17 protein-coding genes are annotated in these 25,891 nt (G+C 73.0%); 12 read left to right on the forward strand and 5 right to left on the reverse strand.

Annotated elements, in window-relative coordinates; translation table 11 throughout:
- Positions 1-75: 75 nt before the first annotated feature.
- Together ACMA1D_RS01235 and ACMA1D_RS01240 are read right to left on the reverse strand one after the other, a co-directional pair.
- A complete protein-coding gene (locus ACMA1D_RS01235) occupies positions 76-729 on the reverse strand; it encodes a DUF1203 domain-containing protein (RefSeq protein WP_414721937.1) in 654 nt (217 codons plus the stop codon).
- A gap of 227 nt (positions 730-956) precedes the next feature.
- A complete protein-coding gene (locus ACMA1D_RS01240) occupies positions 957-2,150 on the reverse strand; it encodes a saccharopine dehydrogenase family protein (RefSeq protein WP_414721938.1) in 1,194 nt (397 codons plus the stop codon).
- Between the two features lie 526 nt (positions 2,151-2,676).
- Between ACMA1D_RS01240 and ACMA1D_RS01245 the strand changes: the two genes are divergently transcribed.
- The 6 genes from ACMA1D_RS01245 (at position 2,677) to ACMA1D_RS01270 (ending at position 11,333) form a co-directional block, all read left to right on the forward strand.
- The gene (locus ACMA1D_RS01245; RefSeq protein ID WP_414721939.1) at positions 2,677-3,615 is read left to right on the forward strand and encodes a dihydrodipicolinate synthase family protein; all 939 of its coding nucleotides are present in this window, start codon (positions 2,677-2,679) and stop codon (positions 3,613-3,615) included.
- Positions 3,612-5,129 carry a sialate:H+ symport family MFS transporter gene (locus ACMA1D_RS01250; RefSeq protein ID WP_414721940.1) on the forward strand — a complete coding sequence of 506 codons (1,518 nt, stop codon included), beginning with the start codon at positions 3,612-3,614 and terminating at the stop codon, positions 5,127-5,129. Before ACMA1D_RS01245 ends, ACMA1D_RS01250 begins: the two co-directional genes overlap by 4 nt.
- A 331-nt stretch (positions 5,130-5,460) precedes the next feature.
- Positions 5,461-6,597, forward strand: coding sequence for a CaiB/BaiF CoA transferase family protein (locus ACMA1D_RS01255; RefSeq protein WP_414721941.1), 1,137 nt, complete (start codon positions 5,461-5,463; stop codon positions 6,595-6,597).
- A gap of 72 nt (positions 6,598-6,669) precedes the next feature.
- A complete protein-coding gene (locus ACMA1D_RS01260) occupies positions 6,670-7,812 on the forward strand; it encodes an acyl-CoA dehydrogenase family protein (protein WP_414721942.1) in 1,143 nt (380 codons plus the stop codon).
- 76 nt (positions 7,813-7,888) lie between these two features.
- The gene (locus ACMA1D_RS01265) at positions 7,889-9,103 is read left to right on the forward strand and encodes an acetyl-CoA C-acetyltransferase (protein ID WP_414721943.1); all 1,215 of its coding nucleotides are present in this window, start codon (positions 7,889-7,891) and stop codon (positions 9,101-9,103) included.
- A 37-nt stretch (positions 9,104-9,140) separates the two neighbouring features.
- Complete coding sequence (locus ACMA1D_RS01270) at positions 9,141-11,333, forward strand: 3-hydroxyacyl-CoA dehydrogenase NAD-binding domain-containing protein (RefSeq protein WP_414721944.1); 2,193 nt, start codon at positions 9,141-9,143, stop codon at positions 11,331-11,333.
- Between the two features lie 21 nt (positions 11,334-11,354).
- Here ACMA1D_RS01270 and ACMA1D_RS01275 read toward each other — a convergent pair whose 3' ends face one another.
- A complete protein-coding gene (locus ACMA1D_RS01275; RefSeq protein WP_414721945.1) occupies positions 11,355-12,209 on the reverse strand; it encodes a MerR family transcriptional regulator in 855 nt (284 codons plus the stop codon).
- A gap of 368 nt (positions 12,210-12,577) precedes the next feature.
- On the opposite strand from ACMA1D_RS01275, the gene ACMA1D_RS01280 reads away from it, so the two are divergent.
- The 4 genes from ACMA1D_RS01280 (at position 12,578) to ACMA1D_RS01295 (ending at position 18,861) form a co-directional block, all read left to right on the forward strand.
- A complete protein-coding gene (locus ACMA1D_RS01280) occupies positions 12,578-14,041 on the forward strand; it encodes an amino acid permease (RefSeq protein WP_414721946.1) in 1,464 nt (487 codons plus the stop codon).
- A 333-nt stretch (positions 14,042-14,374) separates the two neighbouring features.
- Positions 14,375-16,468 (forward strand): ATP-binding protein, encoded by a 2,094-nt coding sequence (locus ACMA1D_RS01285; RefSeq protein ID WP_414721947.1) that lies wholly within the window; start codon positions 14,375-14,377, stop codon positions 16,466-16,468.
- Positions 16,465-18,024 (forward strand): ABC transporter substrate-binding protein, encoded by a 1,560-nt coding sequence (locus tag ACMA1D_RS01290; protein WP_414721948.1) that lies wholly within the window; start codon positions 16,465-16,467, stop codon positions 18,022-18,024. The genes ACMA1D_RS01285 and ACMA1D_RS01290 overlap by 4 nt, the downstream gene beginning before the upstream one ends.
- 360 nt (positions 18,025-18,384) lie before the next feature.
- Positions 18,385-18,861, forward strand: coding sequence for a hypothetical protein (locus tag ACMA1D_RS01295; protein WP_414721949.1), 477 nt, complete (start codon positions 18,385-18,387; stop codon positions 18,859-18,861).
- Between the two features lie 130 nt (positions 18,862-18,991).
- Here the strand turns inward: ACMA1D_RS01295 and ACMA1D_RS01300 are convergent, their stop codons facing one another.
- Positions 18,992-20,530, reverse strand: a complete 1,539-nt coding sequence (locus ACMA1D_RS01300) for a M1 family metallopeptidase (protein WP_414721950.1) — start codon at positions 20,528-20,530, stop codon at positions 18,992-18,994.
- A gap of 303 nt (positions 20,531-20,833) precedes the next feature.
- Here ACMA1D_RS01300 and ACMA1D_RS01305 point away from each other — a divergent pair, with 303 nt between their 5' ends.
- Both ACMA1D_RS01305 and ACMA1D_RS01310 read left to right on the forward strand, forming a co-directional pair.
- Positions 20,834-22,780 carry a Xaa-Pro dipeptidyl-peptidase gene (locus ACMA1D_RS01305; RefSeq protein ID WP_414721983.1) on the forward strand — a complete coding sequence of 649 codons (1,947 nt, stop codon included), beginning with the start codon at positions 20,834-20,836 and terminating at the stop codon, positions 22,778-22,780.
- 255 nt (positions 22,781-23,035) lie between these two features.
- Entirely contained in the window at positions 23,036-24,709 is a 1,674-nt protein-coding gene (locus ACMA1D_RS01310) for a BCCT family transporter (RefSeq protein ID WP_414721984.1), read from the forward strand.
- Positions 24,710-24,777: 68 nt separating this feature from the next.
- Here the strand turns inward: ACMA1D_RS01310 and rfbD are convergent, their stop codons facing one another.
- On the reverse strand, positions 24,778-25,746 hold the full coding sequence (gene rfbD / locus ACMA1D_RS01315; protein ID WP_414721951.1) for a dTDP-4-dehydrorhamnose reductase: 969 nt from the start codon (positions 25,744-25,746) through the stop codon (positions 24,778-24,780).
- Positions 25,747-25,891 lie beyond the last annotated feature (145 nt).

The following is a 25,891-nucleotide window of genomic DNA, read 5'->3' on the forward strand; positions in this document are numbered from 1 at the left end:
CGATCCACCGCGCCGCCCCGATCCGTCAGGCCGCTCCGGCCCGCCCGGCCGCCCGGGCCCACCGGGGCGTGAGACTCACGCGGCCCCGGCCGAGCCCACCCGTCGGGTCTCCGCGTGGAAGCAGCCGAACTCCACGGCCCTGATGTGCACCGCGGCCACCCGCGGGTCCTCGTACCAGGTGGCAAGCGCCTCCTCCACGCTCTCGCCGTGGTCCGCGCTCCCCTCGATCAACAGTCGCCCGCCGAGGATCTGGCCGGTGGCCCCGTAGGCGCGCAGCACCCGCCGCTCGCCCCGCATCGGCTCCGGATAGCGGCCCGCAGCCGCCGCGTCCGGGGTCCAGCCACCGCACGGCTCGGGGTGGATGAAGACCGGGCCGACCTCGTCGTACGCGCCCGGGTCGGCGCCGGTCTCGGCGGCCCAGCGGCGCAGCGGCGCGTACGAGACGAGCAGCATCCGCTCGCCGGGCTCGCTGCGGCCCAGGCAGCAGCGCAGGGGTGTGCCGCCGTTCTCGCTGACGTGGGTCCGGGGCGCCTCGCCCGCGTCGTCGCGCACCCGCAGCGCGCTCACCACGTCGGGGGCGATGGCCCGGATCTCGTAACGGGGCGCCGCTGCTGCGGAGTCGGGCGCGACTCCGGCGGCGGGGCGAGCACGCTGGGTGTGCTCTGCGTTCTCTGTGCTCTCTGTGTGCCTTGTGTGCCCTGTGTGCTGGGTGTGTGTGTCGGTGCTCATGCGCACCATCGTGGTCGTCTGCGGATGGAGGTTCTGGCGGATATCGGACATCGCGTTCCGGGTGGCGGATGGGCCGCGGGCGCGCGGGACGGACCCGGCCCGCCCGCGGGGTGGCCGCCCGCCGAGGGGCGGCGCGGGCGGGGCGGTGGCCCGTGGCAGGGCGGCGCGGGCGGTCGCGTCACCGCGATGACTGGGCGCGGTGCGGCCCGGGACGCCGCTGCCGCACCTCAGCCCTGTGCCACCACCCGGAAGACCAACCCGGCGCGGACCAGCCGGGCGGTGAGGGCGTCGCCCATCGCCGTGGCCGGCGTGACCTGGCCCGCCGTGGTCGGCAGGTCGTCCTGGGTCAGACAGAGCGCGGCCTCGGCCAGCATCTTCGCGGTCTCCGCGTAGCCCGGGTCGCCGCCGGAGACCTCGGTGACCACGCGCCGCCCGCCGCCGCGCCCCACGAAGCGCACCGCGAACCAGCTCTCGGCCCGCCGCTGCGCGTCCGGCCCATCGCCCGGGCCGCGGCGGCCGGCGAGCCAGGCCCGTACCGGCGGCACCTGTACGGCCGCCGCCAACGCCCCGGCCCCGGCCACCGCGGCGACGGCCACCGGCAGCCGCTGCACGGCCGCGAAGTGGCGGTAGCTGAAGGCCGGCCCGTACCGCTCGGACGCGGCGGCCGAACGCGCCACCACCTGCGGGTCGATGGTCGGCAGCGGCAGCCCCCAGGCCCCGACGGCCCGGCTGTGGTGCGGCGCACCCAGCGGTGCGCGCACCGTACGCCCTGCCGGGGGCGGCTCCCTGCGGCGTCTGGCCCGGGCCGTGCGCGCCATCGCGACCGGCCGGGAGATGACGGTCAGCGCCGAGGCCAGGGTGCCGCCGGAGATCGTGGCGTTGGTGCGTACGTAGCCGTCCACCCGCAGCGGCGCCCCGGTCGGCAGCAGGCCCACCGTGTAGCGGGCGCCGAGGTCGGCCGGCACCGAGTCGAAGCCGCAGGCGTGCACCAGGCGGGCCCCGGTCGCGTGGGCGCGCGCGTGGTGGCGCAAATACATCAGGTCCACGAACTCCGGTTCCCCGGTCAGATCGAGGTAGTCCGTACCGGCCGCCGCGCACGCGGCGACCAGCGGCTCGCCGTGCGTCAGGTACGGGCCGACGGTGCTCGCGACCACCCGGGTACGGGCCGCCAGCGCGGCGAGCGCGGCCGGGTCGGCGCTGTCAGCGGTGAGCAGCGGCAACTCGGCGTGGGCCGGGTCCGCGGCGGCCAACCCGGCGCGTACCGCCGCAAGCCGCTCCCGACTGCGCCCGGCCAGCGCCCAGCGGAACCCGGGTGGCGCATGCTCGGCCAGATACCCGGCGGTCAGTGCGCCCGCGAAGCCGGTGGCGCCGAAGAGCACCAGGTCATAGGCGCGCGGTGGGCCGGGATAGGAGCGCGACATGGTGTCCTTCCACGGTCACGGGCGGGCCCGGGGACCGGTCGTACGGGGGCGGTTGGGCGGGAATTCACGGGAGTGGTGGGGCGGGCGAGAGGCAGCGGGAGTTGCGCGGTGGGTCGGGTGGGAGAGGGCAGCCGGGTGGGCAGGGATACCGGGGCCGGCCCGGGGTGCGGTGGGGGGCGCCGCGAGGCTGGTGCGGGGGGAGGGGCGGGAAGCCGTCACGCTAGGCAGCTCTTGACGATCAGTCAATGCGCCGCGGCCGGGCGCCGTGTGCTTGACAGGCGTGCGGCGCTCCGTCACATTCACCCCCATCATGGGACGTCCGACGTCCTTATTATCGCCATTACAGCATTCTCGTGGTTTTCGTGAATTTCGCCGTCCCAGCCGCCGCCCTCGCTACCGTCCCCGTCCCCGCCGTCGCGTCCACCACAGCCGTCGTGTCCGCCGCAGTCGTCGCTCCCGCCGCCGTTGGCGGCGCACTAGCGCCGCCCCCCACCCTGGCCGACACCCCCGTAGAAAGCTGGTCCTGATGCGCTTTCCGGTTCCCCTCACCGGCGTCGTCCCGCCGCTGTGCACCCCGCTCACCCCCACCGGCGACGTGGACACCCGCTCGCTGGCCGCGCTCACCCGCCGGCTGCTCGACGCGGGCGTGCACGGGCTGTTCGCCCTCGGCTCCAGCGGCGAGGCCGCCTACCTCACCGACGCCCAGCGCCGCACCGCGCTGGAGACGGTGGTGACGACCGCGGCCGGCCGGGTGCCGGTGCTCGCCGGGGCCATCGACATGACCACCGCCCGGGTGCGCGAGCACGCCGCCAGCGCCGCGGCCAGCGGCGCCGACGCGATCGTGGCCACCGCCCCCTTCTACACCCGCACCCATCCGGTCGAGGTCGCCGACCACTTCCGGCGCATCAGGGCCGGCAGCCAGCTCCCGCTGTTCGCGTACGACATCCCGGCCTCCGTGCACACCAAGCTCACCGCGTCCGTGGTGCTCCCGCTGGCCGTCGAGGGGACGCTGGCCGGGCTCAAGGACAGCAGCGGCGACGCGGGCGCACTGCGCCGGCTGCTGGTCGAGGCCCGGGAGGCGGGCCTGGCCGACCGGTTCTCCGTACTGACCGGCAGCGAACTGGTGGTGGACGGGGACCTGCTGGCCGGCGTGCACGGCGTGGTGCCCGGCCTCGGCAACGTGGACCCGGCCGGCTACCTGCGGCTCTACGCCCACGCCAGGGCCGGCCGATGGGCCGAGGCCGCCGCCGAACAGGACCGGCTCGTCGCCCTGTTCGCCCTCACCGACGCCGGCGACCCGGCCCTGATGGGCGGCAGCTCGGCCGGGCTCGGCGGCTTCAAGGCCGCGCTCCACCTGCTCGGCGTCATCGACCACCCGCACACCGCCGCCCCGCAGGTCCCGCTCGACGCCGCCGCCGTGGAGCGGGTGCGCAAGCTGCTGGAAGGGGCGGGTCTGCTCTCATGAAGGACAGCGGTCACGTGAAGGGCACCGGCGGCACGGCCCGCCCGCGCTGGTACCGCCAGGTGTCACCGGGCCAGTGGAAGGCCATGTTCGCGGCCTGGCTCGGCTACCTCCTGGACGGCTTCGACTTCGTCCTGATCACCCTGGTGCTGACCGAGATCGCCGACGAGTTCGACCTCAGCGGGGTGCAGGCGGCCAGCCTGGTCTCCGCCGCGTTCATCACCCGCTGGCTCGGCGGCGCACTGCTCGGCGCGCTCGGCGACCGCTACGGCCGCAAGTCCGCCATGATCATCAGCATCCTGCTGTACTCCCTCGGCACCTTCGCCTGCGGCTTCGCCTGGGGCTACGCCAGCCTCTTCGTCGCCCGGCTGCTGATCGGCATGGGGATGGCCGGCGAGTACAGCGCCAGCGCCACCTACGTCCTGGAGAGCTGGCCGCCGCGGCTGCGCAACCGCGCCTCCGGATTCCTCATCTCCGGCTACGCGGGCGGCACCATCATCGCCGCCAAGCTGTACGAGTGGCTGGTCCCGCAGTGGGGCTGGCGCTGGATGTTCTGGATCGGCGTGCTGCCCGTGCTCGTCGCCCTGTGGGTACGCCGCGCGCTGCCGGAGGCCGAGGAGTGGAGCGCGCAGGCGGCCACCGGCGGGCAGCGGCCGAACCCGTTCGCCCCGCTCTTCGCCGACCGCCGCCGGAGCTGGCTCAACGTGACCCTCACGGTCGTCGCCAGCGCCGCGCTGTTCTGCGTCTTCACCCCGCTCGGCAAGGGCCTGGTGTGGCCGTTGTCGCTGCTGGCCGCGGGCGCGCTGATCGCCTTCGGCGTGCAGGTCGGCGGCCGGCGGCAGTGGATCCTGTACGTGTCGCTGATGGCCACCGTCTTCTGTGCCTTCCTCTACAGTTGGCCGATCCAGGCTCTGCTGCCCACCTACCTCAAGACCGAACTCGGGTACGCGCCGGGCCAGGTCGCCGACGTCATGTTCTACGCGGGCTTCGGCACCATGTGCGGCTGCTGGCTCGCCGGCTTCGTCGGCGACTGGATCGGCACCCGGCGCGCCTACGCCCTGACCCTGACCGGTTCGCTCGCCTTCGTCTTCCCGGTCTTCGCCGTCCAGGACCACCTGGTGGCGCTCGGCGTGCTGCTCTTCGGACTCCTGGCGCTCAGCCAGGGCATCTCCGGCATCCTGCCCAAGTACATCGCCAGCCACTTCCCGACCGGCAACCGGGCCGCCTCGCTCGGCTTCGTCTACAACGTGGGCGCGCTCGGCGGCGCGGTCGCCCCGGTGCTCGGCGCCCATCTGGCCGAGGGGATGCCGCTCGGCCGGGCGCTGGCCGTGCTCACCTTCGGGCTCACCCTGGTGGTGATCGTGCTCGTCGGCTGCGACGTGCCGCGCCGGCTGGCCCGGCTGACCGACCCGGACGGACCCGACGACCACCTGGTCCCCACGGCCCGGCCCACCCCGCGGGTCCCACCGACTCCACCGGCCCCGACCGGACTGCCGGACCGCGCCCCGGCCGACTGAGGGCCACCGCCCGCGGCCCCGCGATCACCCACGGCCCCGTGACCACCCGGGGCCGGCCACCGCCCACAGATCCGCGATCACCCACAGGCCCCTCCACCGCCCGGGGGGCCGGCCACCGCCCACACACCGCCACCACCCACAGCACCCGCGGCGCGCGCTTGCCGCGGCCCCCGTCACCGGCTCAACTCGGCCGCCCGACGGGGGCTTTCGGTCTTTCCGGGCCGGGCCGCCCGCGCCCCGCCGCCGACGCGCCGGGGGCTTGTGGAAACTGGAACGTGTTCTTAGCATCGGCGGTGTTACAGCAGAAGTGTCACAACGACGTGGGGGCCGGATGACGGCAACACCGCACGGTCCGCTCACCGGGGTGCGGGTCGTGGAGCTGGCAGGCATCGGCCCCGGCCCGTACGCGGCGATGGTCCTCGCCGACCTCGGCGCCGACGTCGTCCGCGTCGACCGCCCCACCGGCCCGGTCCTCGGCATCGTCCCGGCGCACGACCTCACCAACCGCAACAAGCGCTCGGTGACCGTCGACCTCAAGTCCGACCGGGGGCCGCACACCGTGCTCGACCTCGTCGAGCGCGCCGACGTCCTCATCGAGGGCATGCGGCCCGGCGTCGCCGAGCGGCTCGGCGTCGGCCCCGACGCCTGCCTGGCCCGCAACCCGCGCCTGGTCTACGGCCGGATGACCGGCTGGGGCCAGCACGGACCGCTCGCCCCGCGCGCGGGACACGACATCGGCTACCTCGCCACCACCGGCGTGCTCGGCATGATCGGCGCCCCGGACGCGCCGCCCGCCATCCCGGCCAACCTGCTCGGCGACTACGCGGGCGGCTCGCTCTACCTGGTCATCGGCGTCCTCGCGGCGCTGCAACACGCCCGCACCCCCGGCGGCACCGGACAGGTCGTGGACGCCGCCATCGTGGACGGCGCCGCCCACCTGTCCACCATGATCCACGGCATGTTGGCCGCCGGCGCCTGGCAGGACCACCGCGGCGTCAACCTGCTCGACGGCGGCTGCCCGTTCTACGGGGTGTACGAGACGGCCGACGGCGGCTACATGGCCGTCGGCGCCCTTGAGCCGCAGTTCTACGCCGAGTTCACCAACCTCATCGGGATCGCCGACCAGGCTCCGGGACAGGGCGACACGACCCGCTGGGAAGAGCTGCGCGCCCAGGTAGCGGCCCGTTTCAAGACCCGTACCCGGCAGGAGTGGACCGAGGTGTTCGAACCGTCGGACGCGTGCGTGGCGCCCGTGCTCTCGCTGCGCGAGGCGCCCACCCATCCGCACCTGGCCGCCCGCGGCACCTTCACCGACCACGCCGGCGTCGTGCAACCCGCGCCCGCGCCCCGCTTCTCCGCCACCCCGGGCAGCGTGCGCCGGCCGCCCGCGCTGCCGGGCGCCGACACCGCCGAGGTCGCCGCGGACTGGGACGTCCCCCGGCTCACCGGGCCGACCGCCGCCCCCTAAGCCCCCGCCGGCGCCCCGCCCGCCGGCCCGCCCGCCCGCAGGACCCGTACGGCAGCCCCCGAGGAGAACCGAGTGAAGCGCCAGATCTTCGCCGCCGAGCACGAGGCGTTCCGCACGACCGTGCGCACCTTCCTGGCCAAGGAGGTGCTGCCGCACTACGAGCGCTGGGAGGCGAACGGCATCGTGGACCGCGACGCCTGGCTGGCCGCCGGGCGGCAGGGGCTGCTCGGCCTCGCGGTGCCCGAGGAGTACGGGGGCGGCGGCACGCCCGACTTCCGCTACAGCGCCGTACTCGCCGAGGAGTTCGCCCGTGCCGCCGCCCCCGGCATCGCCATCGGCCTGCACAACGACGTCATCGGCCCGTACCTGACCTCGCTCGGCACCGAGGAGCAGCGGCGCCGCTGGCTGCCCGGCTTCTGTAGCGGCGAGCTCATCACGGCCATCGCCATGACCGAACCCGGCGCCGGCTCCGACCTCCAGGGCATCCGCACCACCGCCACTGACCAGGGCGATCACTGGCTGCTCAACGGCTCCAAGACCTTCATCTCCAACGGCATCCTCGCCGACCTGGTGGTCGTCGTCGCCAAGACCACCCCCGAGGGCGGCGCGCACGGCACCAGCCTGCTGGTGGTCGAGCGGGACACGTCCGGCTTCGAGCGGGGCCGCAACCTCGCCAAGCTCGGGCAGAAGTCGCAGGACACGGCGGAACTCTTCTTCCACGACGCGCGCGTCCCCAAGGAGAACCTGCTCGGCGAGCTCAACGGCGGTTTCATCCACCTGATGAACAACCTGGCCCAGGAGCGGCTGCACATCGCGATCTCCTCGCTGGCCGGCGCCGAGCACCTCCTCGAACTGACCACCACGTACGTCAAGGAGCGCGAGGCGTTCGGCCGGCCGCTGGCGAAGCTGCAACACGTGCGCTTCGAGATCGCCGAAATGGCCACCGAATGCGCCGTCACCCGCACCTTCGTGGACCGCTGCATCGTCGACCACGACGCCGGCGAACTGGACGCCGCCCACGCCTCCATGGCCAAGTGGTGGGCGAGCGAACTCCTCAAGCGGGTCACCGACCGCTGCCTCCAACTGCACGGTGGATACGGGTACATGGCCGAGTACCCCATTGCCCGGGCCTTCACCGACGGCCGCATCCAGACGATCTACGGCGGCACCACCGAGATCATGAAGGAGATCATCGGCCGGTCCCTGCTCTCCTGACCCCACCGCCCCGGTGCGCGCGGACACGCCGACTCCGGTGGCCCACCCCGTACCGCACCCCTGAAAGGCTTCCGACGTGAGCACCGAAGCGTACGTATACGACGCGATCCGCACCCCGCGCGGGCGGGGCAAGGCCACCGGCTCCCTGCACGGCACCAAGCCCATCGACCTGGTGGTCGGCCTCATCCACGCGCTGCGCGAGCGCCACCCGGGCCTGGACCCGGCCGCCATCGACGACATCGTGCTGGGCGTCGTCGGACCCATCGGCGACCAGGGCTCGGACATCGCCAAGATCGCCGCCCTGGCCGCCGGACTGCCCGACACCGTCGCCGGAGTACAGGAGAACCGCTTCTGTGCCTCGGGCCTGGAAGCCGTCAACCTCGCCGCAGCCAAGGTCCGCTCCGGCTGGGAGGACCTGGTGCTGGCCGGCGGCGTCGAGTCGATGTCCCGGGTGCCGATGGCCTCCGACGGCGGCGCCTGGTTCGGCGACCCGATGACCAACCTGGAGACCGGCTTCGTACCGCAGGGCATCAGCGCCGACCTGATCGCCACCATCGAGGGCTTCAGCCGGCACGACGTCGACTCCTACGCCGCGCTCTCCCAGGAGCGGGCCGCCCAGGCGTGGAAGGACGGCCGCTTCGACCGCTCCGTCGTCCCGGTCCGCGACCGCAACGGCCTGACCGTCCTGGACCGCGACGAACACCTGCGCCCCGGCACCACCGCCGAGTCGCTGGCCTCCCTCAAGCCCTCCTTCGCCGCCATCGGCGACGCGGGCGGCTTCGACGCGGTGGCGCTCCATAAGTACCACTGGGTGGAGTCCATCAACCACGTCCACCACGCCGGCAACTCCTCCGGCATCGTGGACGGCTCCGCGCTGGTGGCCATCGGCAGCAGGGAGGTGGGGGAGCGGTACGGGCTGACGCCGCGCGCCCGCATCGTCTCGGCGGCCGTCTCCGGCGCCGACCCCACCATCATGCTCACCGGGCCCACCCCCGCCTCCCGCAAGGCGCTGGCCAAGGCCGGTCTGACCATCGACGACATCGACCTGGTCGAGATCAACGAGGCGTTCGCCGCGGTCGTCCTGCGCTTCGTCAAGGACATGGGCCTGAGCCTGGACAAGGTCAACGTCAACGGCGGTGCCATCGCGCTCGGCCACCCGCTCGGGGCCACCGGCGCCATGCTGCTCGGCACCGTCATCGACGAACTGGAACGCCGCGCGCAGCGGTACGGCCTGATCACGCTGTGCGTGGGCGGCGGCATGGGCGTCGCCACCGTCGTCGAGCGCGTCTGAGCGCCCCGCCGCCAACCCCTCATACGGAGACAGACAGATGAGCACCGAGCAGTCCCCGCAGCCCACCACCATCCGCTGGGAACAGGACGACACGGGCGTGGTCACCCTGGTCCTGGACGACCCGGACCAGTCGGCGAACACCATGAACGCCGCCTTCAAGACGTCGCTGACCGCCGTCGCCGACCGGCTGGAAGCCGAGCGCGACACGGTCCGCGGCGTCATCGTCACCTCCGCCAAGAAGACCTTCTTCGCCGGTGGCGACCTGCGCGACCTGATCGCTATCACCCCGGACCAGGCCCAGCAGGTCTTCGACGCCAGCCTGGCGCTCAAGCGCGACCTGCGCCGCATCGAAACCCTCGGCAAGCCGGTCGTGGCGGCCATCAACGGCGCCGCGCTCGGCGGCGGTTACGAGATCGCCCTCGCCTGCCACCACCGCATCGCCGTCGACGGGTCCGGCGGCAAGATCGGGCTGCCCGAGGTCACCCTCGGCCTGCTGCCCGGCAGCGGCGGCGTGGTCCGCACCGTACGCCTGCTCGGCATCACCGACGCGCTGTTGAAGGTGCTGCTCCAGGGCACCCAGTACGCCCCGGCCCGCGCCCTGGAGGCCGGCCTGATCCACGAGCTCGCCGCCGACCGGGACGAACTCATCGCCAAGGCACGGGCGTTCATCGACGAGCACCCCACGGCGCAGCAGCCGTGGGACACCGATGGTTACAAGATCCCCGGCGGCACCCCGGCCCACCCCAAGTTCGCGGCCAACCTGCCCGCCTACCCGGCCAACCTCAAGAAGCAGCTCAACGGCGCCCCCTACCCGGCGCCGCGCAACATCATGGCCGCGGGCGTCGAGGGCGCGCAGGTCGACTTCGAGACCGCGCAGACCATCGAGGCCAGGTACTTCACCGAGTTGGTCACCGGCCAGACCGCCAAGAACATGACGCAGGCGTTCTTCTTCGACCTCCAGGCCGTCAACTCGGGCGCCAACCGGCCGCAGGACGGCGCGCAGCACACCGTGCGCAAGGTCGCCGTGCTCGGCGCCGGCATGATGGGCGCCGGCATCGCCTACTCCTGCGCCAGGGCCGGCATCGAGGTCGTCCTGAAGGACGTCAGCCAGGAGGCCGCTGACCGGGGCAAGGGTTACTCGGAGAAGCTGTGCGCCAAGGCGGTCTCCCGCGGCCGGACCAGCCAGCAGAAGGCGGACGCGCTGCTGGCCCGCATCCGGCCCACCTCCGATCCGCAGGACCTGGCGGGCTGTGACGCGGTGATCGAGGCGGTCTTTGAGAACACCGAGCTCAAGCACCAGGTCTTCCGCGAGATCGAGTCCGTCGTGGCACCGGACGCGCTGCTGTGCTCCAACACCTCCACGCTCCCCATCACGCTGCTGGCCGAGGGCGTGCAGCGGCCGGTGGACTTCGTCGGCCTGCACTTCTTCTCGCCGGTGGACAAGATGCCGCTGGTGGAGATCATCAAGGGCGGCAAGACCGGGGACGCGGCGCTGGCCCGCGCCTTCGACCTGGTCCGGCAGATCAACAAGACCCCGATCGTGGTCAACGACTCCCGCGGCTTCTTCACCTCCCGCGTCATCGGCCAGTTCCTCAACGAGGGCGTCGCCATGCTCGCCGAAGGCGTCCCGGCCCCCACCATCGAACAGGCCGCGGGCCAGGCCGGCTACCCGGCCAAGGTGCTCTCCCTGATGGACGAACTGACCCTGACCCTGCCGCGCAAGATCCGCGAGGAGAGCAAGCGGGCCGTCGAAGAGGCCGGCGGCGTCTGGCCAGGACACCCGGCGGAGGCGGTCATCGACCGCATGGTGGTGGAGTTCGACCGCCCGGGGCGCAGCGGTGGCGCCGGCTTCTACGACTACGTGGACGGCGAGCGGGCCGGCCTGTGGCCCGGCCTGCGCGAGCACTTCGGCGAGCCGGACGGCGCGCCCGACGTGCCCTTCGACGACCTGGTGGAGCGGATGCTGTTCGCCGAGGCGCTGGACTCCGTGCGGTGCCTCGAAGAGGGCGTGCTGACCTCGGTGGCCGACGCCAACATCGGCTCCCTCTTCGGCATCGGCTTCCCGGCCTGGACCGGCGGTGTCCTCCAGTACATCAACGGCTACCGGGGCGGCCTGCCCGGCTTCGTCGCCCGCGCCCGGGAACTCCAGGCCGGCTACGGCGACCGCTTCGCGCCGTCGACCCTGCTGCTGGAGAAGGCCGAGCGCGGGGAGCGGTTCACGGACGCGTGAGTGTCCACCCGGCCGGGCACGTCACCCGGCCGGGTCGCGCTCCCCGTAGCCGGCCCGCAACTCCTCGCGCAGTGACCGCTGGAAGGCGGTCACCAGGGCCTGGACGACCATCGGTTGCATGTGCGCGGACAGCGACCGCATGGCCGACAGGTCGGGGGCCGGTTGGCCGGCGCGGTGCGGGCCCCACACCTCGTCGCGGAAGAGGCGGCTCAGCTCGCGGGCCGCGGTGCGCGAGTGGTCCAGGACGACGGCGCGGGCCGCCCGCACCGTCTCCAGCGGGATGGGCACGTCGAGCAGTCTGATGCCCAGGTGCAGGATGGCCGGGTCGACGCGGAACACCTCGGGGTCGGCGGTGCGCTCCAGCACGTCCATCGCGGCCAACCGGTCCAGGTCCTCTTCGGTCAGGGCCCGGCCGGCCCGGCGTTCCAGCGCCGCGCGGTCGGTCTCGGCCGCCGCGTCCGGCGTCCAGGAGGCGACCAGCGCCCGGTGGATGGCCAGGTCGTGGGCGCTGATGTCGGGCGGCAACTGCTGGAGGTAGCGCTCGATGGCGGCCAGCGTCATGCCGTGGTGCTGGAGTTCCTCGATCAGGGCGAGCCGCGACAGGTGCTCGGGCCCGTACCGGCCCACCCGGCGCGGCCCGATGAGCGGCGGCGGGAGCAGGCCGCGGGTGCCGTAGAAGCGCACCGTGCGCACCGTCACCCCGGCCCGGGCCGCCAACTCGTCGATGGTCAGGCCGAGCTTGGTGGCGCTGCCGCCGGCCGGTGCGGTCTGGCCCGGTGCGGTCTGGTCCGGCGCGGCGTGGCCGGGCGCGGGGTCCGTGCCCGGCGCCCCTTCGTCGCCCGGGCCGCTGGGGTCGCTGGTCGCCGGCACCGTCATCGGCTGCGCCTCGCTCTCTGACCGCTCGGGTGCCGTGGGGCGGCCGGTCGGGGCCCGGTGCGTACGCGGCACGGGGTACGTCTGGGTTCAACAGTATTGCTGTCGCACCGCCCCTGTGAAACCTCCCGTACACGGACCGTCGGTGTCCAAGGCCGGTGGACGCGGCATCGGCGGCGCGTCGTCCCGGCCCCCGGCCGGCATCCGATCCGCACCGGCTCCGCGCAGGTCACCGCGGAGGTGGACGTGATGTGAGAAGACCCACGAGTGGGCGTGCGGGGCGTTCCCCAGATGTGAGACTGCCGCGGGCCACCGGTCCACTGGCCCAGACCAATTGGCATGCGCTTCCCCCAAGGCGAAAGGCATAGTTCGTGAGCAACGAGGCCGTTCAGGACGGAACCGCGCCGAATCCCGGCGAGGTCGTGCAGGACGCGGGTGACGCGGGGTACAGCAAGGACCTCAAGGCGCGCCACATCAACATGATCGCGATCGGCGGTGCGATCGGCACCGGCCTGTTCCTGGGCGCCGGCGGACGCCTGGAGTCCGCCGGGCCCGCGCTGGCCATCGCGTACGCCGTCTGCGGGTTCTTCGCCTTCCTCGTGGTGCGCGCACTGGGCGAAATGGTGGTCTACCGGCCCTCGTCCGGCTCCTTCGTCTCCTACGCGCGGGAGTTCCTGGGCGAGAAGGGCGCGTACGTCGCGGGCTGGATGTACGTGGTGAACTGGTCGACCACCGGCATCGCGGACATCACGGCCATCGCGCTGTACACGCACTACTGGAGCATGTTCAGCGACATCCCGCAGTGGGTGCTGGCGCTGATCGCGCTGGCCGTGGTGCTGTCGCTCAACCTGATCTCCGTGAAGATCTTCGGCGAGTTGGAGTTCTGGTTCGCCATCATCAAGGTCGCGGCGCTGGTGATCTTCATGGCCATCGCCATCTTCCTGCTGGTCACCCAGCACGAGGTGGGCGGCGAGACGCCGGGCGTCAGTGTCCTGACCGACAACGGCGGCATCTTCCCGACCGGGCTGCTGCCGGTGGTCGTGGTCCTCCAGGGCGTGGTCTTCGCCTACTCCGCCGTCGAGTTGGTCGGCGTCACCGCCGGTGAGACCGCCGAGCCGGAGAAGGTCGTCCCGCGGGCCGTCAACTCCATCATGTGGCGGGTTGGCATCTTCTACGTCGGCTCGGTCATCCTGCTGGCCCTGCTGATGCCCTGGGACGGCTACAGCGAGGGTGAGAGCCCGTTCGTCACCGTACTGTCCAAGATCGGCGTACCGGCCGCGGGCCACGTGATGAACCTGGTGGTCCTCACGGCCGCCATGTCCAGCCTCAACTCCGGTCTCTACTCCACCGGCCGCATCCTGCGCTCGATGGCCAAGGCGGGCTCGGCGCCGCGCTTCACCGGCCTGATGAACCGTCATCAGGTGCCGTACGGCGGCATCATGCTGACCTCGGCGGTCTGTGTGGCCGGCGTGGGCCTGAACTACGTGGTGCCGGGCAAGGCGTTCGAGATCGTGATCAACATCGCAGCGCTCGGCATCATCGCCGCCTGGTCCTCGATCATGCTCTGCCACATCGTCTTCGTCCGCCGCGCCGAGGCCGGCCAACTCACCCGCCCCGCCTTCCGGCTGCCCTTCTCGCCGTACACCGAGATCGCCACCATCGCCTTCCTGGCCAGCGTGATCGTGCTCATGTGGTACGACGGCGGGGTCGGCCGGGACACCGTGATGCTGGCCCCGGTCATCGTCATCGGCCTGGTCGTCGGCTGGTTCGTGGTACGCGGCCGGGTGCGCGAGACCAGCGCCGCGCAGGGCGGGGCGGTCGACGCCGAGAAGTGAGCGCCGGGGCGGGGGCGGGCGCGGGGACGCGGCCGGGCGCGGTGCAGGCACGGCACGGCGGCGGCACCCGTGCTCCGGTCGCCGCTGCGGCCCCGCGCCGAAGCCCCCGCCCACGCCCCGGATCGAAGCCCCGTGCCCGCCGCCCGCATCCCGTACCACCAAGCCCCCGCGGCACCCCTCCGACGCCCATCGGCGAGGTGACGTAGGCCCCGTAGACGACACCCGTTCGTCGCTACGTCATCCGCAACCCCGTCACATTCCTTGTGTCGCACCCCATTTACCGCTTTCTTATGGTCATGCGCGCCACGGGGAACGAGAGCGACGGGGGTCGGCATGAGGCTGGAGCGGGCTGGGGCGTCAGAACGGGACCGGGCCGTGGAGGAGTACGTCGAACGACGGCTGCACCGTGCCCCCACCGCCGGCGGGCCCGGCCGTAACCGGCCCCCCACCGCGAGCGCCGCCGCGCCGGAGACCACGCTGCTGCTCGGCCCGCGCGGCAGCGGCAAGACCACCTTGCTGCGGCACCTCGCCGACTGGGCCGAGCGCGCCCCGGTGGCCCACCTCGACCTGGCCGCGCTCGGCCGCGACGGCGGCAAACCGATCGACGCGCTGGCCGCCCTCGTCTTCGACCTCAACGCCCGCAAACGGGACTTCCCGCCGCTGGACTTCCCCTCCTTCGCCCTGTTGGCCATCGCCGTGGCCACCGAGGTCGACGGCACCGCGCGGGACCGCGCCGTACGGGAGATGGAACAGGCCCTGGCCGGCCCGCCCGACCAGCGGACCGACTCGCTCGCCACCTTCGCCGACGCAGCCGCCACCCTCGGCGCCCCCGCCCTGGTACGGGCCGCCCTGTTGCTGCTGCCGCAGTGGCGCGGCGGCTGGGCGAAGCTGCGCACCCGCTGGCGGCTGGCCAGGCTGCGCCGCTCGGCCCCGCACCAGCCCGTCAGCACCTTCCTGCTGGCGCTCAACAGCCGCTACGGGGCGCAGGAGGAGAGCCAGCGCGGGCGCGCCGAAGCCGTGCTCTTCCGGGCCTTCGTCGACGACCTGTGCCGCGCCTACCAGGGCCGCGGGGCCCGCCGCCGCACCACCCGCTGCCTGGTCCTGCTCGACAACGTGGACTGCCCGCTCGGCGACCAGTTCCTGCGCCACCTGCTGGAGGCCAGACGGCGGGTCGACGGGGGCGATCCGCTGCTCGTGGTGGCCTGTGCGGGCAGCTACCCGGAGGTCCTGAAGACCTTCTCCTGGGGCGGCCCGCCGCCACCGGGCGGCTACCCGGGCCGCTGGCCGGCCGGGCAGGCCAGGTTCGCCCCCGAGCGGGTCGCCCCCGGCCTGCGCGTGGGCCAACTCCGCGACCTGCACCGGCACGAGGTGGAACAGCAGGCCAGACAGATCCTGCGGACCGCCGGCCACCAGGTGCCGCCGCCGCAGGTGGACAGCGGCGTGAAGTGGCTGGGCTGGGCCGTGTACGAACTCACCCGCGGCCAGCCGGCCGCCACCGCCCGGGTGCTGGACGCCCTGCTGACCCACGGTGAGCAACTGGCCTGGGACGAGCGGCTGCGCCGCAGCTTCGAGCCGTCCGGCCCGCTGGTGGACGAGTTGCTGGCGCGCCTGTTGCCGATCGGCGCCAGCGGCGAACTGGTCCGGGTGTTGACCCGGGCGTCGGCCGCCGTCGACCTGGCCCAGGCGGGCGCCGCCCGCACCCTGTGGGACGAGGCGGACGCCGCCGTGCAGAAGGAGTTCGAGGACTTCTGCGCGGACGTGCTGTGCACCTTGCACATCGACACCGGCGACCGGGCGGCCGACGGCAGGCCCGAGACCCCGCACCCGGTGCTCCGCTTCCTGCTGCTGCGCAAGCTGGCCGCCGCCGACGCAGCGGGGGCCGGCGCGGGCCCGGGCACGGGGGACGCGGCGCCCTCGCCCTGGCACGCCGCGCACACCGCCCTGCGGACCAGGGCCGCCGAGAGCGCGCCCGGCGTCGCCGCCTACCACGCACTGGCCGTCGGCGACCTGCCGGCCGCCGCGCACTACCTCAACGACCGGTTCGAACAGGGCACGCCCCAGGAGTGGTGCACGGAGCTGTGCCGGCTGCGCCGGGCCCCCGTACACGCTCCCGGCGGCGCCCTGGAGGGCCCGCCCTGGGAACACTACGAACAGCGCGTCGCCTTCCTCGCCGAGGGCGAGATCGACAGCAGGCTGCGCACCGTCACCCGGCTCCTGGCGGCGAGTTGGATCGCGCCCGAGCCGCCCACCAGCGCCGAGACCGACCGCGCGGGCGACCCGTACCGCAACCCGCTCGGCGACCCGTACGCCAAGCTCTACGGCGAGATCGCGGCCCGCTTCCGCACCCTGGCCGCGCACACCGACAGCGCCGACTGGTATCCGGTGCTGCTGGCCAAGGCGGCCCAGTACGAGGGGGAGCCCTGGTGAGCGAGGCGAGTGCACGACGGTTCACCCCGGCGCGGCCACCGGTGCGCTGGCACCTGTGGACGCTGGTCGCCCTGGTGGGCATGGCGCTGGTGGCGGTCGGGCTGCCGATGGCGGCCGACCGCTGGTGGGGCACGGACCACCGGTGCGCCGACGGGGTGGTCGAGCGCGGCCCGGCGCAGGAGTGCGTGGGCGTCACCGACGGCTCGTACGTGTTCAGCGCGGAGCTCGCCGAGGTCAGTGCGAAGATCCGGGCGGAGAACCAGCGGGTGGCGGAGTCCGGCGAGGACTGGGTGGCCATCGCCTACACCGAGCCGATGACCCGCCGCGCCGACACCCCGGCCCACAGCGACCGCTCGCCCGAGGTGATCCGACAGGCCATCGAGGGCGCCTACCTGGCCCAGGTGGAGCTGAACCGGGGCGGCGGCCGGGGCCGCACGCCACAGATCAAGCTGTTGCTCGCGAACAGCGGCCAGGGCGGCGAACAGTGGCGCCCGCTCGTCTCCCAACTGGTCGCCCTGGCGCGCGGGGACGCCGGTCGACTGGTGGCCGTCGCCGGCTTCGGCCAGAGCACCTCCACCACCCGGGCGGCCGTCGGAGCGCTGCGCGCGGCCGAGGTGCCGATGGTCGGCTCGACCGTGGCCGCCGACGACCTGGCCACCCCCGACCCGACGTTCTTCCGCGTCTCCTCGCCCAACACCGACCAGACCGCCGTCGCCGCCGCCTACCTCAAACGGCGACAGACCCGCGGCTTCCGGCTGGACGTGGTGCGCGACATCAAGCGGGACGACACCTACAACCAGTCGCTCGGCACCGCCTTCGTGCGGGCCGCGAAGGCCGCCGAGCTGCGCCTTGAGACGCCCAACGGCCACCGCTTCGTCTCCGGCAGCCCCTCGGCGGCCAACACGCTGGCCGGCATCGCGGAGACCGTCTGCCGTCCCGAACGCCGGCTGGACGCGGTGTACTTCGCCGGTCGCGGCCGGGAGCTCAAGCTGTTCATCGAGGCGCTGACCGCCCCCGGGCGCAACTGCCCGCTGACCGTGCTCTCCGGCTCCAGTGCGCTGGGGGTCTTCTACGACCCGCCGGCCACCGGTGACGGCGCGGTCGGCGGCGACGTGCTCGCCCGGTGGCGGGCGAACACCGGTCTGCGCGTGCTGTACACGGCCTACGCCCATCCGTCCGGCGCCGCCCGCATCTACCCGGCCAGGGCCGACAACCCCTTCCCCGCCTTCGCCGACGCCTACGACCTGGCCTTCGGCGGGGACCGCGACCTCCAGAGCGGCCAGGCGATGATGGGGCACGACTCGGTCCTCACCCTCGGCACCGCCATCCGGGCGGCGGCCGGCCCGCAGGGCGGCGACGCGGTGGACGCGGCCGGCGTGCGCAACATGCTGCTCCAGATCGGCCAGAGCCGTACGGTGCCCGGGGTGAGCGGCCCGATCGCCTTCGACGCCAACGGCAACCCGCACCACAAGCCGATGGCCCTGGTCGAACTGCGCCCCGAGCCGGAGCGGCGCTACACCTACCGGGAGACGATCTGGGCCGACGACGCGCGATAGGTGCGGACGCGCCGCCCGGGTTGCTCGCGAAGGGGCTGGTCGGGGTCAGGGTTGCCCGGGACGTGGCGTGGGTTGTTGGGGGTGGCTGCGGTTGCTCGGGGTTGCTCGGGGTTGCTCAGAGTTGCTTGGGCTGTTCGGGTCGCCCGGTGGTGTCCCTGGGCGTTCGGTTCGGTCGGTGGGTCTCGTGGTCGCTCGGGGTGTGGCGCGGGTGCGGGGTGACGGGGCGCCAGGGAGAGGCCGGTCGGCCGGCGCGGGCCCCGTGGGCCGGTGACCTGGGTGGGACCGGTCCCACCCGGCGGCTGTGACACTGCCCGGCATGCCACACAGGCCATGCGGACCGGCCACAGGGAGTTGCCCGCCATGGACGAGCAGGACGATCACACACCGACCGGTATGCCGGCAGCGGTCAGGTTCAGCGTCGTCGCGCTGTGGTTGCAGGTGGTGGTCTGGGCCGTGTCGGGTTGGTACGTGCTCTCCCGCATCGACGAGCGGCATGAGCACGGCCAACCGGTGGAGGCCGAGGGCCCGCTCCAGTTCCTCGCCGTCTTCTTCTTCGCCCTGGCGCTGTGCCTGCTGGTGGCCGGCTTCTGCTTCTTCCGGCGCTCGCTGCTCGCCTGCAAGCTGGTCTACGGCTACGAGGTGGTGGCCGTGGCGCTCGGGGTGCTGGGCATCGCGGTGACGACGGCGTCCACCGGGTTCGAGCCGGCCCTGTTGATCGGCCCCGTCCTGCCGGGCGCCGTCTGCTGGGCGCTCAGCAGCGAGGGTTCGGACGACTGGTTCCTCCCCCTGCCGCAGTCGGACGCGCCGTCGGGGCCCGCGGACGAGGACGGGTGCTGAGGGCTGAAGGCCGCGCCCATGCCCACGCGCCCGTACGGCCCACGCGCCCGTACGGCCCACGCACGTCGGCGCGCCCTGGGCGGAGCCCCGGCCACCGCGGCGGTCAGCCCTGTGGGGCCGACCGCGGCCGTCAGTGCTGGTGGCCGTGGTCGCCGTGGTCGTGCACCGAGTTGGTGGCCTGGATCTGCTTCCAGGACTTGGGCTGCTTCAGGGACGCGGTCGCCGAGGGGGCGGCGGACGCCTTCGCGCTGCGGGCGATGCCCGCCTCGTGGGCGACGCCGGTGGCCGGCTTGCTGTCGGTGTACAGCCACGTGTCGAAGAGCTCGGCCAGCGGCTTGCCCGACGCCTTCTCGGCGAAGTGGACGAAGTCCTTCACCGAGGCGGTGCCGTACTTGTTGGCGGTCGGCCAGTCCTTCAGGATGGCGAAGAAGTCCTCGTCGCCGATCTCGTTGCGCAGCGCCTGGAGGGCGATGGCGCCGCGGTCGTAGACGGCCCCGTGGAACTGGTTGTCCGGGCCCGGGTCGCCCGGCTTGACCTGCCAGAACGGGTCATCGGCCGGGTGCTGGTCGTAGGCGTACTGGGCCAGCTCCTGCGCGGTGCCCTCGCCCTCCTTCTCGGACCACAGCCACTGGCTGTAGCGCGCGAAGCCCTCGTTGACCCAGATGTCCTTCCAGTCCTTGAGGGAGACGCTGTCGCCGTACCACTGGTGGGCCAGCTCGTGCACGACGACGGAGACGTTGCTGCCCCGGTCGAACGCCTTCTTGCCGTAGAACGGGCGGGTCTGGGTCTCCAGCGCGTACCCGGCCGGCACGTTCGGCACGTACCCACCGACCGAGTTGAACGGGTAGTCCCCGAACACCGTCTCCAGCCACTCGGTGACCTCGGTGCTGCGCTCGATGCTCGCGCGGGCCGCGCCGTCGTTGGCGCCCAGGTCCTTGCTGAAGGCGTTGATCACCGGCAGGCCGGAGGCCGTGGTGTCCTTGGTGATGTCGAACTTGCCGATGGCGAGCGTGGCCAGGTAGGTCGCCTGCGGCTTGTCCGAGCGCCAGTTGTAGCGGGTCCAACCGAGCTTCGAGGACTCCGAGAGCAGCACGCCGTTGGAGATGGCCTGGGTGCCGTCCGGCACCGAGATGGAGACGTCGTACGTCGCCTTGTCGGTGGGGTGGTCGTTGCCGGGGAACCACCAGGCGGAGCCCTCGGGCTCCTGCGCGATGACCCCGCCGTCGGGCGTACGGGCCCAGGCGGTGAAGCCGTCGATCGCCAGGTCGGAGGGCTTGCCCGCGTACCGGACGACGACCGAGATCTGCTTGCCCTTGGCCAGCGGCGTGGCCGGGGTGACGACCAGCTCGTGCTTGCCGGCGGTGCTGAACGACGCCTTCTTGCCGCCCACCCGCACCTCGCTGACGGGCAGTCCGAAGTCCAGGTTGAAGCTGGTCAGGTGCTGCTTGGTGGTGGCGATCAGGGTCGCCGTGCCCTCCAGCAGGTCGGTCTTCGGCTGGTACTTCAGCCGCAGGTCGTAGTGCGAGACGTCGTACCCGCCGTTCCCGCTCTCCGGGTAGTAGCTGTCACCGACGCCCGGGGCGCCCGGAGCGGGCTGTGCGGCCGATGCCGGGATCGCCAGCAGCAGGCAGGCGGCAACCGCGCTCGGGGCGAGGAATCTGTAGCGCACGAGTCCTCCAACTCAGTCAGTGCAGATCAGTGCAGAAACGATCAGTCCTGGTTAGGAACGATGACCGGTGAGATGGCCACGACCTTATGTATTTCTGACTGGAAGGGACATGTCCATGGCGCTCACTGTCATGTGATCGACATGCGCCAGACGTAGATCACTCCTGTCGCACCGGGCCAAACCGGACCCGCGCCCTCTTCTGTCCGTGCCGCCACTCGCGCTACCGTCCGCCCCGTGCTGAATCGTCAGCGGGGCACCCGCATCCAGTGGACGACGCTCATATTGGCGGTCGTGACCGCCCTGATGACCTCACTCGCCGGCACGGCCACCGCACAGGGCAGCCGTACGGCGGACGGGGCCAGACCCGGCGATCCGAGCCGGCCGAGCTATTCCTACGCGGACGCCGTCCGGGAGTCCGTCTGGGTGGACATCGGCCTCGACCTGGACCGCGACGGCCGATCCGACCGGGTGGCGGCCGACATCGTGCGGCCCGGCGAGGCCGCCCGCCAGGGCCGCAAGGTCCCGGTGATCATGGACGCCAGCCCGTACTACTCGTGCTGCGGGCGCGGCAACGAGAGCCAGAAGAAGACCTACGACAGCACCGGCACCGCGGTGCAGTTCCCGATGCACTACGACAACTACTTCGTGCCGCGCGGATACGCCGCCGTCCTCGTCGACCTGGCCGGCACCAACCGCTCCGACGGCTGCGTGGACATCGGCGGCCCGTCCGACATCGCATCGGCCAAGGCCGTCGTGGAGTGGCTGAACGGCGCCGGCACCGCGTACACCAGCCGCACCGGCAGCACCAAGACGGCCGCGACCTGGAGCACCGGCGCCACCGGCATGATCGGCAAGAGCTACGACGGCACCATCGCCAACGGCGTCGCCGCCACCGGCGTGCCGGGCCTGAAGACCATCGTGCCCATCGGTGCCATCTCCTCCTGGTACGACTACTACTTCGCCAAGGGCGCCCCGTACTTCAACGGCGGCCCCGACGGGCTGGCCCGCGGCGTGGAGAGCGCGGGGTCGGCGGCGCGCTGCGGCGCGGTCAAGGACGAGCTGGTGCGGGGCGCGCCGCGCACCGGCGACTGGACCTCGCTGTGGACCGCGCGCAACTACGTGCCGGACGCCGGCAAGGTCAAGGCCAGCGTCTTCGCCGTGCACGGCGGCCAGGACCTCAACGTGCGGATGAACCACCTGGGCCAGTGGTGGGACGCGCTGTCCAAGGCCGGCGTCGAGCGCAAGATCTGGCTGACGCAGGCCGGGCACGTCGACCCGTTCGACATCCGCCGCGCGGAGTGGGTGAAGACCGCCCACCGCTGGTTCGACCACTACCTGCTGGGCATCGACAACGGCATCGAGCGGGAGCCGATGGCCGACATCGAGCGCGAGGTGGACAGCTGGACCACCGACGCGACGTGGCCCGCCGCCGGCACCCAGGTCACCACCCTGCGCCCGCGCAGCGGCACGACGCCCGGCGTGGGCGAACTGGGCACCGTCCAGGCCGCCCCCGGCAGCACCGAGACCTTCACCGACGACCCGCGGCAGAGCGAGGCCGACTGGGCGGCGGCCGTCGACCAGCGCACCGCGGCCAAGGTCGCCTTCACCACCCGGCCGCTCGCCCGTGACCTGCGGGTCTCCGGTTCGGCCAAGGTCCGGGTGACCGCGACGCCCAGCACCCGTTCGGCGCATCTGACGGCCGTTTTGGTGGACGTCGGCCCGGACACCATCCGCAACTACACCGGCGCCGGCGAGGGCATCACCGACCTCACCACCCGCAGTTGCTGGGGTGAGAGCAGGACCGGTGACAGCGCCTGCTTCCTGGACACCAAGGCCGACACCCGCCGGGTGGGTTACACCGTCTTCAGCCGCGGCTGGGCCGACCTCGGCAACCACGCCGACGACCACACCGGCCGCCCGCTGACTCCGGGTCAGCGGTACACCATCACCCTGGACCTGGCCGCCAGCGACCACGTGCTCAAGGCCGGGCACCGGCTCGCACTGATCGTCGCCGGCACCGACCGCGGGCTGATCACGGCCCCGAACAGCACCCCGCGGCTGACCGTGGACCTCGCCGGGACCAGCGCCGAGGTGCCGCTGGTGGGCGGCGCGCCGGCGCTGGTGCAGCGGCCGACCGCGGCCCGTGCGCCGGGCGCTGGCACGCCGCTGACCTCGGTACCGGCGCCGGGCCCGATCGACCGGAAGCCGGCCGGCTCGGGCACGGTCCCGCCGGCCCGCACCGCGCGGTGACCTGGGCGCGGGCTGCCGGCGGCGGGTGACGCACCGGCAGTCCGCGCAGGCTGCCGGGGGCGTGGCCCCGCCTCCGGCAGCCCCGTACGGCCCCTCGTACGGCCCAAGAACAGAGGGGAGTGCGTTCCCCGGTCGGGGGTAGCGGGCAGGTGAATCGTTTGCCAGTTGCCCCTACCGAGAGGTCTACGCGTGTCACAGAACAACCAGGAGAAGGGCGTCCGGGGCGACCCGGTGGAACCGACGGCGCCGGCCGTCATGCCCGGCAGCCCGCAGCGGACCGCGGCGCCGCGTACCGACCGGGTGGTCTTCGGCGTCACCGCCGTCCTCACGCTCGCGTTCGTGACCTGGGGCGCGATCGCCACGGACGCGCTCCAGGACGTCTCGTCCGACCTGCTCACCGATCTCATCCACCACGGCGGCTGGGCCTTCATGCTCGCCGCGTCCGGATTCGTGGTGTTCGCCCTGTGGCTGGCGCTCAGCCGCTACGGCAAGATCACGCTGGGCAAGGAGGGCGAGGAGCCGGAGTTCCGCACCGTCTCCTGGGTCGCGATGATGTTCAGCGCCGGCATGGGCATCGGGTTGATGTTCTACGGCGTCAGCGAACCGATGTCGCACTTCATCGACGCGCCGCCGGGCACCGACCCGAAGAACGACTACGAGGCCATGCAGACCTCGATGGCCACCACGCTCTTCCACTGGACGCTGCACCCGTGGGCGATCTACGCGGTGGTCGGTCTCGCCATCGCGTACAGCACCTTCCGGCGTGGGCGCCGACAGACCATCAGCGCCGTGTTCACCCCGCTGCTCGGCAAGCGACACGCGAACGGCGCGGTCGGCCGCGTCATCGACATCCTGGCCATCTTCGCCACCCTCTTCGGCTCCGCCGCCTCGCTCGGCCTCGGTGCGGTGCAGATCGGCAGCGGCATGGAGAAGCTGGGGTGGATGAACGACGTGAGCACCGGGTTGCTGGTGGCCGTCATCGCCGTCCTGACGGTCGCGTTCGTGGCCTCGGCGGTGTCCGGCATCGCCAAGGGCATCCAGTGGCTCTCCAACATCAACATGGTGCTGGCGCTCGGCCTCGCCATCTTCGTCTTCGTGGCCGGGCCGACCATCGTCATCCTCGACATGCTGCCCACCTCCATGGGCGCCTACCTGGGCGACCTGCCGCAACTCGTGGGCCGTACGGAGGCGACCGGCGGCCAGTCGGTGGCCGACTGGCTGGGTTCGTGGACGGTCTTCTACTGGGCCTGGTGGATCTCCTGGACGCCGTTCGTCGGCATGTTCATCGCCCGCATCAGCCGCGGCCGGACCATCAGGCAGTTCGTCGGCGGGGTGATCCTGGTGCCCAGCACGGTCTCGCTGCTCTGGTTCGCGATCTTCGGCAGCTCCGCGATGAAGCTCCAGTCCGCGGGCAAGCTGGGCGACGACGCCTCGCCCGAGGGACGGCTGTTCGACGTGTTGGAGCAGTATCCGGTCGCCACCGTCACCAGCATCCTGGTGATGGTCCTGGTCGGCATCTTCTTCGTGTCGGGGGCCGACGCCGCCTCGATCGTGATGGGCACGCTCTCGCAGCGCGGCTCCTTCGAACCGACCCGACTGGTCGTCATCTTCTGGGGCGTGGTCACCGGTGCGGTGGCCGCCATCATGCTGCTGGTCGGCGAGGGTGGCTCGGACGTGCTGACCGGCTTGCAGAACCTCACCATCCTGGTTGCCGCGCCCTTCGTCCTGGTGATGGTCGGCATGTGCGTGGCGCTCATGCGCGACCTGCGGCGCGACCCGCTGATCGTCCGGGGCGAGCAGGGCGAGGAGGCCGTGGAACTCGCGGTCATCGCCGGCCACCAGAAGTACGCGGGCGACTTCGAGTTGCAGATCGCGCCCGCGTCGGGCGCGACGGCGGAGCCGGCGGACGAGCCGGTGGGGAAGGCGTAGTACGGGGCGCACGGGGCGGGGGCGTTGGGTTGGGCGTTCCTGCTCCCGCCGCCCGCCCCCGTACGACCTCAGCGGCTGAGTGCCCGTACCGGGCCGCGGGCGGCGGCCACCGGGGTGCCGCGGGTCGGCGCCGGGCGTCGTGGCGCCGGGCGTCGCCTGGCCGGCGGTCCGGCGGCGGTGACCGAGCGGAAGGCCACCGCGAGCGCGTCCCGCCAGTGTCGGGGCGCGCTCAGCCCCGACTCCTCCCACCGGGCGTGGCCGAGCACGCTCCAGGTGGGCCGCTGGGCGATGGCGGCGAAGTGCGCGCCGTCCACCGGCACCACCCGGTCCGGGTCGGCCCCGGCCAGCCGGAACACCTCCCTGGCCAGGTCGTACCAGGTGGTGCGGCCCCCACCGGTGGCGTGGAAGATGCCGGCGGTCTGCGAGGCGGGCAGCCGGCCGAGCGCGAGCAGCCGCTCCGCCACGTCCCTGGTCCAGGTCGGCTGGCCGTGCTCGTCGTGCGCGACCGCGAGGGTCCCCTCGCCCGCGGCGGCCCGGGCGGCCATCGCACGTACGGCGTTCGGCCCGTACGCCCCGTACAGCCACGAGGTGCGCACCACGGTGCCGGTGCGCGGCAGTTCTTCGAGTACGGCGCGTTCGCCGGCCAGCCGGGTGCGCCCGTAGGCGGTGCGCGGGCCGGGGCGGGCGGTCTCGTCGTAGGGGGCGCTGGCCCGGCCGGGGAAGACCTGGTCGGACGAGACGTGCAGCAGCCGGGAGCCGGTCGTGGCGCACGCGCGGGCCAGGTTGCGCACCGCCTCGCCGTTCACCCGCAGGGCCGCGGTCTCGTGCAGTTCGGCGGTGTCCACGTCGGTCCAGGCCGCGCAGTTGACGACGACGGCGGGCCGGGTGCGGCGCACCGCGCGGGCCACCGCCTCGCTGTCGGTCAGGTCCAGGTCGGCTTGGGTCAGTGGGAGCGCGGGCACCGAAGCCGCGGCCAGGTGCGCCCGCACCTCGCGTCCGAGCATGCCGCCCGCTCCGGTGATCAGCCAGCCGTTCATGATGCTGCCTCCAGTTGCTCGGGGTGCTGCGGTTGCTCGTTCTGCCACCGGGTGCGGTGGTGACGGTGCGGGGCGCCTGACGCGGCGACGGCCGGTGCGTCGCCGCGCCCCTGCGGTCCGGTGCCGGGCCGCAGGGGGAGGGGAT

This window comes from Streptomyces sp. 796.1, assembly GCF_047525675.1.
Lineage (GTDB): Bacteria > Actinomycetota > Actinomycetes > Streptomycetales > Streptomycetaceae > Streptomyces.

Coding starts and splice junctions, on each gene's coding strand:
- ACMA1D_RS01275 (WP_414721945.1), bottom strand. CDS start 12,209: ATGACGGTGCCGGCGACCAGCGACCCCAGCGGCCCGGGCGACGAAGGG.
- rfbD (WP_414721951.1), bottom strand. CDS start 25,746: ATGAACGGCTGGCTGATCACCGGAGCGGGCGGCATGCTCGGACGCGAG.
- ACMA1D_RS01255 (WP_414721941.1), top strand. CDS start 5,461: ATGACGGCAACACCGCACGGTCCGCTCACCGGGGTGCGGGTCGTGGAG.
- ACMA1D_RS01270 (WP_414721944.1), top strand. CDS start 9,141: ATGAGCACCGAGCAGTCCCCGCAGCCCACCACCATCCGCTGGGAACAG.
- ACMA1D_RS01250 (WP_414721940.1), top strand. CDS start 3,612: ATGAAGGACAGCGGTCACGTGAAGGGCACCGGCGGCACGGCCCGCCCG.
- ACMA1D_RS01240 (WP_414721938.1), bottom strand. CDS start 2,150: ATGTCGCGCTCCTATCCCGGCCCACCGCGCGCCTATGACCTGGTGCTC.
- ACMA1D_RS01235 (WP_414721937.1), bottom strand. CDS start 729: ATGAGCACCGACACACACACCCAGCACACAGGGCACACAAGGCACACA.
- ACMA1D_RS01310 (WP_414721984.1), top strand. CDS start 23,036: ATGCCCGGCAGCCCGCAGCGGACCGCGGCGCCGCGTACCGACCGGGTG.
- ACMA1D_RS01285 (WP_414721947.1), top strand. CDS start 14,375: ATGAGGCTGGAGCGGGCTGGGGCGTCAGAACGGGACCGGGCCGTGGAG.
- ACMA1D_RS01305 (WP_414721983.1), top strand. CDS start 20,834: ATGACCTCACTCGCCGGCACGGCCACCGCACAGGGCAGCCGTACGGCG.
- ACMA1D_RS01295 (WP_414721949.1), top strand. CDS start 18,385: ATGGACGAGCAGGACGATCACACACCGACCGGTATGCCGGCAGCGGTC.
- ACMA1D_RS01245 (WP_414721939.1), top strand. CDS start 2,677: ATGCGCTTTCCGGTTCCCCTCACCGGCGTCGTCCCGCCGCTGTGCACC.